Genomic DNA, 14459 nt, shown 5'->3' with positions numbered 1-14459 from the left:
ATATAAATTTTACATTAAAAATGTAATTTTTAAAGGTGTATTTTAAAGCATTTTAAGTGAAATCATAAGATATTTTTTAGTATTTTTAAACCTATGTGCTAGGCTTAAAAATTTATTTTGTAAAATTTTCTCAAAAAATTTTGTTAAAAATCTTTTTTAAAGAATAGTAAATCTTGCGATTTTGGAATAAAATTTTGCTGCTTTTTGAATGAATTTCATAACTTTGAATTATTGATATAAAACTTGAGTTTATCTTTGTTTTTGAAGATTAAATACGCAAGTTCCAACATAATTAAAAACACATAAGCAGGCAATATTAAGGGAACAATTTTCGAATACTCTTGAGTCTCTTGATATTTATTAATAGTTTTATAAATACTGATATTCGCAAATGCTCCATAAATAATTGCATTTCTAAATGATTTTTCATATTCAAATAAGTTAGTTGAAATTATTTGATTTTTAATTTGTGGAATTATAAAGTTTCTATAAATAAATCATTTTGAATGACCCTGAGTTTGCATATTTGAAATTTTTCTTCTATCAATTGAGTTAATTGATTCAGCAAACTGCTTGCACATATGTCTAAATGATGAAATTAAGATTGCTGAAGTTATTGCAACTTGACTTTTCATCAGTGGGTTAAACATATAAAATCAAATTACTGCAGGTATGATTTTGATAATTATCAAAATCGTTTTGTTAAATCACACAAGATATGAATTAAATAAGTTTTCTGACAATATAAATGAGTAAGCTATTGCGAAAATAAACGCAAGAGCAACAGCCACATAAGCACACATAAAAATGTATAAATAATCTTTATAAATGTCAGTTTTCACAACATCGCTGAAGTCTCAAATAAATAGCGATTTAAAGAATAGTGAGAATGTTTTTACGTCTACCTTACTATGGAATAAACCTGTTAAACTTCAAATAAATATCCCAAAGTAAATAGTCAAAATAAATCAGAAAGCATACTTTCTTCAGTTATATTTGAATTTATTTAAGTCTGCTTTAGAATTAATTGTAATGTTAGGTTTAACAAATAAAACTTTATTAAAGAAGAATAATAATCCTTCGTTGATTAATATAAACAAGAATATAAAGAATAAGGTTATCCCTATATTTTTTTGGTATTTACTTAAATCACCAAAAAAGAACCCTAATCCATTTATTCCAACAATACCTAAAACTGAAACTCATCTTATGTTTGATTCATAAGATAAGAAGAAGTTCACTCAAAACTTATTTTTGAGTACTAATACAATATTTGTATAGAATGACTTTAATTTTGAAGATCCTTTTGCAATATCATTTCAATATTTTTTAGTATCAGCTGCTTCTATTAAATCATTAATGTACTTGTGCAATCATAATCAAGTAAATCAGAAATAAATAGTAAATGCAGCTAAATAGGGGTCAAAGGAAATTTTAAATATCAATAAAAACACAATTACAGGGAAAGCTCTTAGCAATAAGAGAATTATTTTAATAATTAAAGGTATTGATTTGTGTTTATGAATGTTCGTTGAAGCAAAAAAACCTGTAAATAAAGCTGCTAGAAAACCTAAAATGCTACCACAAGTTATTGTTTTGACTGTCTGGATAAAGTATTTAAAGTTTAATTCTCATAAGTTTTCAGTTAAGTTTTTGTTATATGACTCAAATGAAAACATATCTGTAAAATTTTTAGCAGCTCTTTTTCAACCTGGATTCGAAACCGGAGAAAAGAAACCTAAATAATACATTGAGACTATTAATAAAATAAGTGCAACTAATATTAATATTCACTTTTTGAAAAGGGACTTATTTTGATATTTTGTTAACTTGGTTTGGTTCATCAAAATAACTTTCTATTTGTTTTTTATCAAATTCATCTTTAATAAATACTTTATCCACTTTTCCACGTTTAAGCGATATTAACTTATCACAGTATTGGATTGCTAAATTCAAATCATGAATTGCGATAATTGTATATCTATCTTTAGAAAACTCTTTTAAAAGTTTCATAACATTATGTGAATTTTGGTTATCTAAATTACTTGTGAGCTCGTCTCCAAGTAAAATTTGTGGTTCATTGATCAAACTAATTAATAATTGAGCTCTTTGTTTTTGACCACTAGATAACTTATTTATTGGTGCAAGGAGCAAGTTAGAAATTTGTAATCTTTCAGCAAGATTTCAAATTTTATCTCTTGTTTCTTTATCGATAAATTTAAAGAACTTATAAATAAAGTTTTTGTAGTGCTTGTAATTAAATTTCAGATTATCAAAAGTTGAGTAATTAACTAAATTTAAACCATCAGGATCAACATATTCGATTTGGTTTTTATATTTTCTTTTTTGCTTTTTCGTTAAATTTTTAATATCTAAATCATCTACAATGACTGAACCGTTTGCTATAGTTTCAACGTCATAAAAGGATTTAAGGATTGTTGATTTTCCTGCTCCTGATTTTCCAATTAGACCAACTAATTGGCCTTTGGGGATAGTAAAATTAAGATCTTTTAGATCAAAATTTCCATTATCTTTATATTTAATTACTACATCCTTAAACTTTATCATCCTTAAATCTCACTTAATTTATTTCAATATTCTGTTTGTTCATTATCAATTGACCTGTATCCGTAGAAACCATTTTTAGGTCCTCAGATATCTTTATTTTGTTCTGATAATGATTTAAACACTAAGTTAATAGCTTTTTTAGCTTTGTCAGTAACTCTTGAACTGTAAACTCCTACATTGTATGGTAATGGGTCTGTTACAGTCAAGAAGTAAATATCTTGTTGCTGATCCCCTTCACTCAGTCTAACTTCTGGATTAACCTTGTATGAAAACTTTTTACTATCTTTATATTTTGTATATGAATAAGAACCTTCATTATCAAAGAAAATGTGAATATTAGCATTAGCTTGTGTTGAAGCTTCAGTTAATTTAGCTTGCTTTATTTTATCTGAGTATGTAACTCTTAATTGATCAAGTGAAACAAAAGGTTTGTTTGTTTCTGTATTAAAGTTTTTAGCGAATAATGCTTCTGGTAATAGGTATTTGCTTCCTGATGAGCTTTTACCAATACCTATTCCATATGAAACAAATTTTTCTAAATCTTTAGTTTTTCAAGCTTTAATAATTTCATCAGCCATAGTACGAGTTGCAACGATTGCAATTAATCCTCTTTGGTATGGTACTAATTCATTTGAATAAAATCTAGGGTAGTAGCTTTCAGCTCATTCTCCCTCAGGTTGATTTCAACCATTCCCTCAGTCTTTTTGTTTGAAGTACATGTTTTCAGAAGCTGCAATCGTCATTAAAGATGCACCTGAATCTTTTGAATAAGTTGCATCTTTAATGTCACCTTTAAATTGTTTTGTTAATGTTTGAAGTGCAACTGATAAGTTTTCTGAAATGAATTCATCTTTTTTGCTTAATAATGTTCCTGAATTAATGAAAGCTAAATCAGTTTCACCTTTTAATAATTCATCTTTTGCAACATTATATGAATCATCTTCAACTAACTTAATGTTAAGTTTGATTGATTTATCAATCTTTTGAATTTCTGAATTAAATAAATTATTTAACTCAGTTTTGTAAGTGTCTGCATTTTCAATACCATAAGGTTTGATTAGAGAAAGTGTATAAGTAGTCACTTTTTCATCTTCTCTTGCAGAAGAACACTGACCAGCAACAGCTGGTAATGTTGTTAGCGCAAGTAAACTTGCACCAAATAGTAAGCTTTTTGATTTTATTTTCATATAAATAAAAAATCCTTTCTTTTGAATGAAAGGACATCGAAAAAGAAAGACTCGCTACGCTGGCATTACCCAGTTCAGCTAATAAGAGTATTTCTCAACCTGCGATTAAAAAATAAAAGCAAGTACCTCTGTCCTTGCTTAATATTTTACTTTAAAAATCAAAATACAAAGTTGTTTTTACAATTTTGTTTCTTCATCATAACTAAAGGCTAATTCTTCATTATTTTCATCATCTTCAGTTGTTGAAATTGAAGCTAAATTTTTATTATTAATAAGTTCATTATAGAGAGTTAAGTCTTCAAAAATTGGATTGTCTTTTTTCTCTCTAACACTTACTCCATGCGATGTAAGTAAAGCTTGCGATTCATTAAATACACTTACTAAATCTGTATTAACTAATGAAGTATGAGTCTGAGTTTCTCCTAAATCAATTGAACTTTCTATATTAACTGTTTGAATAACATGAGTTCAAGTTTGAAATTCTTTAAGAGTACAGTAAACATAATGATCTAAATTATCATCAATTGAGAATGAGTTTCTTTTGACAAATGACTCAACATAACTTGAGTTTGTTTGAGAGTTAAGTGATTGAATTTTGCCTTCAATAAGCATTTTAACAAGTGGCGAAACTGTTTTGTTAAATACTTTAGAAACCCTTCCTCACTCAAGAACTTGAGTATCATCAAAGAAGTAAACATAATCACAGCTATTTTTGATAAATTGAAGATCATCTGTGATGATAATAATATTCATATTATTTGCATTAGCAAATTTGAAAAGAACTCTATAGAATTCATTTCTAGCTTCAGGAGGAATTGTTTTTATGTCATCAGAGATGAATAAAAACTTGATTTCATCCAATGCAAATTTTGTAATTTTAAGTTTGATTTTATCCAATGTATCTAGAGTTTTGTATTTATCTAAATACTTGTGGTGTGTAATTGCTGAGTTTTCGAATGTTTCGACAAATTTAAACATTGCACTTAAATCTTTAACAAACTCAAACTTAGGTGCTGTAGTCGTTTTAGAAAAATCAATTAAATCTGATAACATCTTAGAAACTCAAGTGCTTTTCATTAAAAATTTAATATTAGCAAAACTATTCAATACTTTTGTTAAGTTTTCCGAATTATCATTTTTAAATACAGCAGAAAGTTCAGATACTGTTTTGTCTAACATTTTTTCAATCTTTTTATAACTTGCATTAAATTCTTGGAGCTTCCTGTCTTTATTTTTAATAAGATTCTTAAACAATCTTTCTTGAGTATTTGTTTCTCACTCTAATTCAGCATTTGCGAGTTGAATCGTTTGACTAAAATCATGAACCATAACTTCATTTTTATAACTTGATATATAGTTAAAACGTTTAGATTGAATAGTTTTAATTATTGCTTTATTGCTACTAATTTGATTTTTAATAAACTCAAAATTACTTTTTGATTTACTAATAAATCTATTGATATTAATATCAAATTCCCTAGAAATAAAACTCTTAATCCTACTTACGGTTGTATTTTTATATTTATTTCTGATATCACCAAAGTTTTTATTGATGAAAATATTGACTTCAGACTCAATTTGTGATTTAAGGTGTTCTAAATCTTCTTTCTTCAAGAATCTAAGATTTCAATAATTCTGCTCTCAAAGTTTTAGCTCTTGTTTTTTAATTAAAATATCTTTTATACAATCAAAATATTCAGGACTTTTAAAGACTGCAATTCTTGATTGAATTTCAAAAACATTAATTTGTTTTTTAATTTGTTTAATAGTTGCAAAAATGTATTTCCGAGAATAAGCTTTGAGTTGTTCTTTATATTCTTTGTAAAATGCAATCTCAAACTTTAAGTCTCTAATTTTGAGATCGTTTTCTACTTTTGCAATACTTGTGCTATTAATCTTTTCAATAAATTCAAGTTTGTATTCACTTTCTTGAATTTTAGTTTTTTTATCACTTAATGCATTATTTTCAACGTTGTTTAAGACATCTATAAATTCTTTTGAAACTACTTTGAATAAGTCAATAAAGATTTTAAATAAGTTTTTATTAAACTCATTTGCAATGAAAAATATGTTTCCTAATTGAACTTCTTTGTTTTGTTTATCTTTTTTTACAAACGCTTCTTTAGCAGCGTTGAAAAAGTGTGATAAGTCACCGTTGAAGTTATCTGAAAGTTCGCTAAAGTGGTTAATGAAATCACTTATGTGTCCATATGTTAGGTTTTTTAGTGGGTGAGCGAATTGCTCATAAACTTTTTGTTCTTTTAAAAGTTTATCTTTGTTCTTAACAACTGATAAACAACTAAGTCAAATATCGACTAAAGGAATATTGTTATCATCGTCATCACTAATATTAAGAAGGTCAAAATAGTCACTAATATAATCTAAATCTTTCTTTCTATTTGTGAAATCATTAGTATTATCGTATCTATCTGCTTCATCAATTAATTTATTGTAGTTATATAGGGTTAAAAATGAATTCTTGTCCTTAAGTTCGAAGTTTCTAACTTTTTGATAAGTTAAATTTTTGTTATCTTTGGAAATATAGAAGGCTGTTTTTGAATTAGAATAGATTTGAATTTCAGGAATAGAAATAGAAGAGTAAGGCCATTTATCTTGCTCCTCACTCTTTTTTATAAAGATATTTGAAATTGTTAATTGAAGATCTTTATTTTTCATTAGTATCCTAATTTTGAATTTTTCTTAATCAACTTAATAATAATTGAATATGAATAGTAAATAACAAAAACGTTAAATCAAATCTTGACAGGACTGGAAATAATATGTTGAGTTATTCATAAGAAAATATCTTTTGTTTCTCCATTTCCTAAACTCATATTATCCCCAAGAGATAAGATTGGTATATTAATAAGTTCCAAGAAAGCAGAGAACACTATGATCGGGACAAATATTAAGAATCGCTCAACCCTCATTTTGAATCTTGCGACAATTATGAAAATAAGTAATAATGACATCCCTGTGATCATTAAAGCAAGTAATCCTCAACGATTTGGAATTAAACCTTTTTCAATATATTTATCTGGAACTCAAAAACCTACATAGTAAGTTATTATAATAATTACCAATGATATTAAAAAGACTGCTGCAGTGGTATAAACATTCTTTAAGATGTCTTTTGAATTATCATCTCTAATGAATGCTCTTTTTGAATTAAGTTTAATTAACTTATCGCCAACTTTAATAGCTTTTTCCATAGTAGCTTCATTTTTAGAAAGCTTTCTATATTTCTGAGCTAATAAAGTAATTTTAATTGAAATTCTTTCAAGTCTATATTCCTTACTGAAAGCATATTGTAAAAACGACACAAAGTAAAGTCCAAAGATACCTGAAATAAGACCGTTAATAGCTGTCGCTAGAGTGTACATTGGGTTATAACCAACAGGTGGGACAAAAAGTAACGATAATAAATCTGACACAACACCAACAAAAACTCCAATGACAGGCCCAAAAACAAAACCTGTGATTTTTACAGGTAATCCTATAAATGAGAATTTGAATGATGGAATATTAACAATAGGCATTAACTGAGCTGCAACAACGGTAAAGCTAACTGATATAGCAATCAAGATGGCTATAAAAACCATATTCTTAATAGTTCATTTACGTAATAGTCCTCACTCCGATAATGACGACATAAGCTTAGCTGTTACCTTTGTTTTCATATTATTAATTTTATAATAATTCCTATTTATTAAATTATTAATTTAATAAATAAAAAAGACCTATCTAGTAGGTCTAAATGTCTAATATCATTTATTGAAAATTTGAAGTAGTTTGAGTATTTTTGGTTTATTTTGCAATATCTTTAAAGTTCTCTTTTCTTTATAGACTTGTGTTTTATAAATTACAGGTTTTTTGTGTGTGAATGTATCAAAACCAGCTTTACCTCTATACTTACCGATTCCACTTTTACCTCTACCTCCAAATGCTAAACGTCTATTTTGTAGTTGTAAAAGTATATCATTTATAACTATTGAACCAGCTTTAATTTCATTAGTTACTTTATCAATTTCATAACCATTTCTCGTGAACAAGTAAGCTGTTAATGGTTCAGATTTTGAATTTACAAATTTAACTGCATCGTCTAACTCATTAAAAGTAATAATAGGCAACAATGGTCCAAAAATTTCTTCAGACATAACTTTCTGAGTTGTATTATCTGATAATTCTAAGATATTTAAATCGAATTGTAATGTTTCTTCATTTCTTTTAGCTTGTGGCGCTAATTTAACTAATCTATCATAATGTTCCTTATTTACAATTCTTACAATATCCTTATTCATAGCATTTTTTTCTTTAAAAATAGAATGGTATGAATTGTTAATTTCCTGAATTAACTCTTCTTTTTTCTCTTTATGCACTAATACATAATCAGGCGCAATGCATGTTTGACCTGCATTAAGTAATTTTCCTAAAACCAATTTGTTAGCTGCTTCTTCCATATCTGCTGTGTATCCAACAATAAAAGGCGATTTTCCACCCAATTCCAATACACATGGAATTAATAATTCAGCAGCTTTCTTGTAATAAATTTGTCCAACTTTTTCAGAACCTGTAAAGAAAATAAAATCAATCTTATTTTCAGAGTAAATTTGCTCAACTATTTCCTTGTCTCCTTCATAGATTTTGACTTGTGCACTATTGAAAACACTTGTTAAAATCTTTTTAACAACTTGATTCGTGTTAGGACATAATTCAGATAATTTCAATATTACATTATTACCTGCTCCTATTGCATTAATAACAGGAATGAGAGATAAATTGAATGGATAATTTCAAGGACATACAATTAGAACATTTCCGTATGGTTCACTTTTTATGTATGTCTTGCTGTAAAAAGTCTGAATTGAGTTTATTACTCTTTTATTTTTTCATCATCTTTTTAGCTTTTTAATATATAAATTAAGTTCATTTAAAACTTGACCTACTTCAGTGGCTTCAGCTTCTAAGGGATTTTTATTTAAATCTTTTTTGAGAGCTTCATAAATTAGTTCTCTGTTGTTTAATATTTCTTCTTTAAGCTTTTTTAAATTTGATTTTATTTCCTTAATTTCGTGTTTATACATAACTATTATTTTACTTTATTTTATGATCATAATAAACACCTTTTACATAGTGTACAAGATGTAAAAAATTAAAAAGTCACTTCAGTAAAGTGGTTGAACTAAATTAGAAAAGCAAATATTTTTCATTTTGTTTATTTAGAAAATAATCTTACTAATTAAATATCATAATTTGTGATAATTACTTCTTAAACTATACCTCTACGATCTGATTTTGAGTTGATACCTCTTTTCGCATCGATCACATGAATATTAAAACCATCATAGTGACCATATTGTGTTTTAATTCTCATATTTAAATGAAATAAAAAAATCACACATTTTGTTGCGTGATGATTTATTCGACTATTTTATATTAAAACAATATTTTAATGGTGCGCGAAGAGGGACTCGAACCCTCATACCGTAAGGCACTAGAGCCTAAATCTAGCGTGTCTGCCAATTTCACCATTCGCGCATATTTTTATTGCTGAAAGGCATAAAAAAAACACCATGCTTGGTGCCGTCTATAGGACTCGAACCTACGACCTACTGATTACAAGTCAGTTGCTCTACCAACTGAGCTAAGACGGCAATGGTGGAAGATAAGGGACTCGAACCCATGACATTCGCCTTGTAAGGGCGACGCTCTCCCAGCTGAGCTAATCTTCCAAAAATGGCAGTCTGTACGGGGATCGAACCCGTGTATGCATGGATGAAAACCATGTGTGTTAACCGCTTCACCAACAGACCATAAATGGCGCCGATTATTGGGATTGAACCAACGACCAACTGGTTAACAGCCAGCTGCTCTACCGCTGAGCTAAATCGGCATTTTGATTTGCTAATATATTATACATAAAAATTATTTTTTCAAAATTATTTTTATATTTTTTATTTCGGTATTTATTTGGTTCGAAACTATTATAACACATTTTAATAAAGCAAATAAAAATTATTAAAAATCCAAGACATGCATCTTGGATTTTTAATTATTTATACGCCTCTTTAAGTTCATTAAATATTTGAATTAATTTATTTTTATTGTTTATATCCCACTGTGTGTGCCCGGCTTGTTCTATGAAATACAAGTTGCAATTGTCTAATTCTTTAGATAGTAAATAGGCACCAATAGGTCTTGTATCGATATCATTTCTTCCGTGAACTATATCTGTTGGAATGTGTTTTATTTTGTGTGCATTCTCTAATATATAGTTATCCGATGGTAAAAATGATTTATTTACAAAATAATGTGATTCCATTAGTGAAATTTGATAATCATCTTCATCAGTTGATTCAAATAATTTAGGATTTATGGAAACAATTGATTCTTCTCATTTTGCAAAAGCTCTACCTGCTTTATATTTTTTTTCTAAATCATCGCTAGTTAATAATGAATAGTATTTTTCTAAAATGCTATTTCCACTTACATCTTGTACATAGGAAGCAAATTCATTATGTTTTTCTGGATAGAAAAATGAAGCACCTTTTTCATAAAGAAAATCAACATCTTCTTGTCTAGCTAAGAAAATTCCACGTAAAACCAAGTGCAATATATCTTCAGGATATTTAATTGCATAAGCTAGAGATAAAGTTGTTCCTCAACTGCCACCAAACAGGATCATTTTATCTATATTTAAGTGTTCCTTGAGTTTTCTTATATCTTCAACTAATTGATTAGTATTATTTTTTTGAAGTTCAAACCTAGGTTTTGATTTACCACAACCTCTTTGATCGAACATAATAACTTTATAGCAATTTAGATCAAAGAATTCAAGCGATTTAAGCGAACTTTGACCACCCGGTCCACCATGTATTATAAAAACAGGTAATCCATCTGGATTACCGCTAACACTGAAATAAATTTGATGGATAGAATCTACTTGTAAATATCCATCATGATTTATTTGCGAATTATTGTTATTATTGTTCATTTGGTCTAGAAAATACATAGTGACCATTTTCAGTAACTAGAACATCATCTTCAATTCTAGCTCCACCTAAACCTTCAATGTAAATCCCAGGTTCAACTGTAATAATCATTCCAGGTTCTAAAACAGTTTGTGAATGAGGTGAAACTGATGGTCATTCGTGAACATCAATTCCTAATCCGTGTCCTGTTGAATGTAAGAAGTAATCTGCATACCCTTTTGAAGCAATGTAATCTCTACATACTTTATCAACTTCACAAGCTTTAATACCAGGTCTTACAGCTTTTCTACCTGCTGCAGCGGCTTCTTTAACAATGTTTAAGATTTCAAGTGCTTTAGGATTTTTAACTTTATCTTCACCTCCTAAAACTCATGTTCTTGTAATGTCTGCTGTATATCCCTTATATTTAGCACCGAAGTCAACTTTAAGTAATTCACCTTCCTCTATAAGTTTATCAGTTGTATGGTGGTGTGGTTCGGCTGACGATGAAGCTGTTGCAACTATTTCATCAAATCCTTCTTTATCTCCACCGTGTTTCTTAAGTAAATAATTTAAATAAGCTCCAGCTTCTTTTTCAGAAATACCTGGCTTAACTCATTGTTTAAATTCTTCAAGTGCTGATAGAGAAATATCAATTACTTTTTGCATTAATTTAAGTTCTTCAGCTGATTTAACAATTCTTAAATCTTGAGCATCAACTCATGAAATTTCTTCAGGTTGCACCATTGATACAATTCTGTCTTGAACCTCTTTTGTTAAGTAGTTTTTTTCCAACACAATCTTCTTGAAGTTTCTTTTATCAAATCACTCTTTCATTGAGTTTCCTTTGATTAAAACAATATCAACATTTTTAGCATGCTTTGTTGCGTATTCAATGTATCTTCCATCAACAAATAATGTTGCTTTATCTTTTTCAATCGCAATATATCCATCTGATGTTTGAACGTGTGCATATCATAATCTTGTTTGAGGTGCTTCTGAAATTAAAACTTCAGCTCCTGTTTGTTCAAACATTTGGTCTAGTCTTCTTCTGTCCATAGTTATCTCCTATTGATTGTTAATGATTTAATAATTATAAAACTTTTATGCATTTTAAATAAAAATCTAGCAGATGCTAGATTAGAAATTATTATAGAGAAAAATGTGACTATTTCTTTTCTCTGTGTGTTTTGTGAGCGTTACATTTTGCGCAAAATTTAAGTAACTCAATTTTTTCAGGGTGTGTTTTTTTGTTTTTCTTTGAAATGTAGTTTTCCATTTTACATTCAACACACACTAATGTGAAACCTTCTCTAGCCATTTTTTCTCCTTTACATTGAATGAAAATTAATATTTATAAATATTTTTATATATTATAAACTATAACTGAAAAATACAAAAAGTATTTAAGTCCAATAATTAAGTGTTATTTATTAACTTTAAATTATTACTTTTCTAATAATCAAGCAATTTCTTCTTTATAAATTGGTCCAGTTTCTGGAACTGGTGTTTCAAGGATTATTGGAATATTATCAAAATCAGGATCATGAACAAATTGTTTTAATGTTTCATATCCAATTGCTCCCTTACCAATATTCGCGTGTCTATCTTTATGCGAAGCAATTTCGTGTTTAGAATCATTTAAATGGATAACCTTAACTCTCTTAAGTAAATCTCATTTGAGTAATTCTTTTTTAAATTCTTCATATTCTTGAAGATCATAACCTGCATCTCACATATGGCAAGTATCTAAACAAACTTGAACTCTATCTGAGTTAACTCATTTAAGAACATAAGCAATTTGTTCAAAATCAACACCAATTTCAGTACCTTTTCCAGACATTGTTTCAATACAAATAACAACATTATTTGTATTTTTAATTATTTCATTTAAAGTGTCAATTAATGTATCTAGTGCTTCCTCAGTTGGGTGTCCAACTGCTGCACCGGGGTGTAGAACTAAATATTTGAATCCTGCTTTTTCCATTCTTTGAACTTCTTGAATTAAGAAATCTTTAGCAAAAGTTGATTTTTCTGGATTGGCCGGGTTAACAATATATGGAGCGTGAACAATAATATCCTCTTTAGGGATAATCGAAGAAAACTCTTCTTCATATTTTTCTAAATTGTATTTAGATACATCAACCCTGTTTGTATTTTGGGGTGCTCCTAAATAAATCATAAATGTGTTAGCGCCATAACTAATAGCTTCCTGACCTGATGCATATAAATAATTTGGAGCTTTAAATCCTATGTGTGATCCTAATTTAATCATTTTGTTCCTTTCGAGTTTCTTGTGTATTTTGTGAGTTTTCTGCTGAAGTTGTTGCAGGTCCATTAGATTTTGATTGATTTGTTTGATTATCAGCATCATCTGACTTTTTTCTAAATCCGAATCTTGATTTTTTGTTACCTGTAGTTGAAATATGTTTTTGCATTTCTACTAAAAATGCCCCAGCAATAAGACCTGATGGAATAGCAATAATTGCAACAGACATTAATGATAAGAATGAAATAATTCCTCTTGTTATAGATGCATGAGGTGTAAAATCGCCATAACCAATTGTTGTTAGTGTAATTGTTACATAGTATAAAGATGAACCAAATGTAGTTACGTAACCTGATTCTAGACTTAAAAATCCATCCATATAACCAATAATATTGTCATTTGGTAAATCTGCATAACTTACTGATGATAAATAATCAAAGATAACCACAGCTTTATCGTGAGATGTTGTTGCATCTTGTATTCTTTGAATGTATTCTTGATTATTAATTTCTTTGAAATACTCTAAATTAAATGTTTGATCTCATTTGTGATCAATGATGTATTGAATTTGAGATTGTTTTAAGTGATTTTTTTCATTGTTTCAAATTAATAAAGCAAATAAGAAAATTAAAATAAGGATTAATATAAAAATGTAAGTTAATATCTGTCTTTGTTTTTTAAACACATTAATAATAATTTGGAATGGTGCAAATAATGTTAAAACAAAGAAGAAACGGATAATTTTAAATACGTTAAATGATTTAAATAAATGGAAAATTTTTGCTTCTTCATTTTTGTTATATGCAATTTCTTCTGATGCAGGCATAATAAAACTGATTGCATAGAGTGAAGCTAAAATACAGAATAAAATGCAAATTCCATTGAATGAAAAAATATACTTCAGTACGATTTTTCAGACTTTAGTCTTTCCATCTGTATATAAATACTTGTAAGTAATAAAGTGTAGAAAGTAATCTACTATAAATATAAAGAATGTAATGACTTGGACAACAACTAAAAAACGATCAAAATGAGCTTTGTTCGGCCCCTCTTTAACTGTAATCAGTGAAAAGAAAGAAACTAAACAAGCAAATGTTATTATAGCTGCATAAATGTATGAAAAAAGTTGAATTCTCTTAGAATATGGAGATAAATTATCATCATAATTTGAGTTAGATCAAATAATATGAGCTAGTCCTTTTCACGTATTTTTACTTAAATTTCTTATCTTAAACATAATTTAATATTTTATATAGTTTTTTACAAATTTAAACATATTAGTTAGTCGGATATTTAAACATACAAGTAACTTTTTCTTAATTTTTCACGAATGTGAAAAAAATAAAATATTTTCTTATTAAAAAGTGATCCACAATCTTGATAAGGCATATAAACAGGATATATTAAATAAATCAAAAATAATATTTTAGAGAAAGGTTATCTTATGTTTAAAAAATGAAAAAT

The 14459-nt window shown here is 27.9% G+C and carries 11 protein-coding genes, 5 tRNA genes and 1 riboswitch; all 16 genes read right to left on the bottom strand.

The window, feature by feature from the left end:
- Positions 1 to 143 precede the first annotated feature (143 nt).
- The 16 genes from VBM89_RS00315 to VBM89_RS00240 all read right to left on the bottom strand — a co-directional run bounded on the left by VBM89_RS00315 (position 144) and on the right by VBM89_RS00240 (position 14232).
- Entirely contained in the window at positions 144 to 1751 is a 1608-nt protein-coding gene (locus VBM89_RS00315) for a hypothetical protein (RefSeq protein ID WP_323188364.1), read from the bottom strand.
- A 58-nt stretch (positions 1752 to 1809) separates the two neighbouring features.
- Positions 1810 to 2568 (bottom strand): ATP-binding cassette domain-containing protein, encoded by a 759-nt coding sequence (locus VBM89_RS00310; RefSeq protein WP_323188363.1) that lies wholly within the window; start codon positions 2566 to 2568, stop codon positions 1810 to 1812.
- 2 nt (positions 2569 to 2570) lie between these two features.
- Positions 2571 to 3755, bottom strand: a complete 1185-nt coding sequence (gene cypl, locus VBM89_RS00305) for an ABC transporter thiamine pyrophosphate-binding lipoprotein p37/Cypl (protein ID WP_323188362.1) — start codon at positions 3753 to 3755, stop codon at positions 2571 to 2573.
- Positions 3756 to 3789: 34 nt separating this feature from the next.
- A riboswitch (TPP riboswitch) is annotated at positions 3790 to 3895 on the bottom strand.
- Between the two features lie 37 nt (positions 3896 to 3932).
- Entirely contained in the window at positions 3933 to 6431 is a 2499-nt protein-coding gene (locus VBM89_RS00300) for an MAG1360 family OppF-related protein (RefSeq protein ID WP_323188361.1), read from the bottom strand.
- Complete coding sequence (locus VBM89_RS00295; RefSeq protein ID WP_323177322.1) at positions 6431 to 7408, bottom strand: ECF transporter S component; 978 nt, start codon at positions 7406 to 7408, stop codon at positions 6431 to 6433. Before VBM89_RS00295 ends, VBM89_RS00300 begins: the two co-directional genes overlap by 1 nt.
- Before the next feature lie 108 nt (positions 7409 to 7516).
- On the bottom strand, positions 7517 to 8839 hold the full coding sequence (locus VBM89_RS00290) for an aldehyde dehydrogenase family protein (RefSeq protein WP_323188360.1): 1323 nt from the start codon (positions 8837 to 8839) through the stop codon (positions 7517 to 7519).
- Between the two features lie 369 nt (positions 8840 to 9208).
- Positions 9209 to 9293: transfer RNA gene (locus VBM89_RS00285), tRNA-Leu, on the bottom strand.
- A 40-nt stretch (positions 9294 to 9333) separates the two neighbouring features.
- Positions 9334 to 9409: transfer RNA gene (locus tag VBM89_RS00280), tRNA-Thr, on the bottom strand.
- A 2-nt stretch (positions 9410 to 9411) separates the two neighbouring features.
- A tRNA-Val gene (locus VBM89_RS00275) sits at positions 9412 to 9487 on the bottom strand.
- Positions 9488 to 9492: 5 nt separating this feature from the next.
- Positions 9493 to 9568: transfer RNA gene (locus VBM89_RS00270), tRNA-Glu, on the bottom strand.
- 5 nt (positions 9569 to 9573) lie between these two features.
- A tRNA-Asn gene (locus VBM89_RS00265) sits at positions 9574 to 9648 on the bottom strand.
- A gap of 159 nt (positions 9649 to 9807) precedes the next feature.
- Positions 9808 to 10749, bottom strand: coding sequence for a prolyl aminopeptidase (gene pip / locus VBM89_RS00260; RefSeq protein ID WP_323188359.1), 942 nt, complete (start codon positions 10747 to 10749; stop codon positions 9808 to 9810).
- Positions 10739 to 11785 (bottom strand): M24 family metallopeptidase, encoded by a 1047-nt coding sequence (locus tag VBM89_RS00255; RefSeq protein WP_323188358.1) that lies wholly within the window; start codon positions 11783 to 11785, stop codon positions 10739 to 10741. The genes pip and VBM89_RS00255 overlap by 11 nt, the downstream gene beginning before the upstream one ends.
- Before the next feature lie 109 nt (positions 11786 to 11894).
- Positions 11895 to 12047 (bottom strand): 50S ribosomal protein L33, encoded by a 153-nt coding sequence (gene rpmG, locus VBM89_RS00250; RefSeq protein WP_257088959.1) that lies wholly within the window; start codon positions 12045 to 12047, stop codon positions 11895 to 11897.
- A gap of 126 nt (positions 12048 to 12173) precedes the next feature.
- Entirely contained in the window at positions 12174 to 13001 is an 828-nt protein-coding gene (locus tag VBM89_RS00245; protein WP_323177319.1) for a deoxyribonuclease IV, read from the bottom strand.
- Positions 12994 to 14232 (bottom strand): potassium channel family protein, encoded by a 1239-nt coding sequence (locus VBM89_RS00240; protein WP_323188357.1) that lies wholly within the window; start codon positions 14230 to 14232, stop codon positions 12994 to 12996. Before VBM89_RS00240 ends, VBM89_RS00245 begins: the two co-directional genes overlap by 8 nt.
- Between the last annotated feature and the right edge of the window lie 227 nt (positions 14233 to 14459).

The sequence above is a fragment of the Mycoplasma sp. 1199 genome, from assembly GCF_034863365.1.
GTDB lineage: Bacteria > Bacillota_I > Bacilli_A > Mycoplasmatales > Metamycoplasmataceae > Mycoplasmopsis.
The sequence above is the reverse complement of the archived record's forward strand: the minus strand, read 5'-3'. Positions and strand labels throughout refer to the sequence as shown.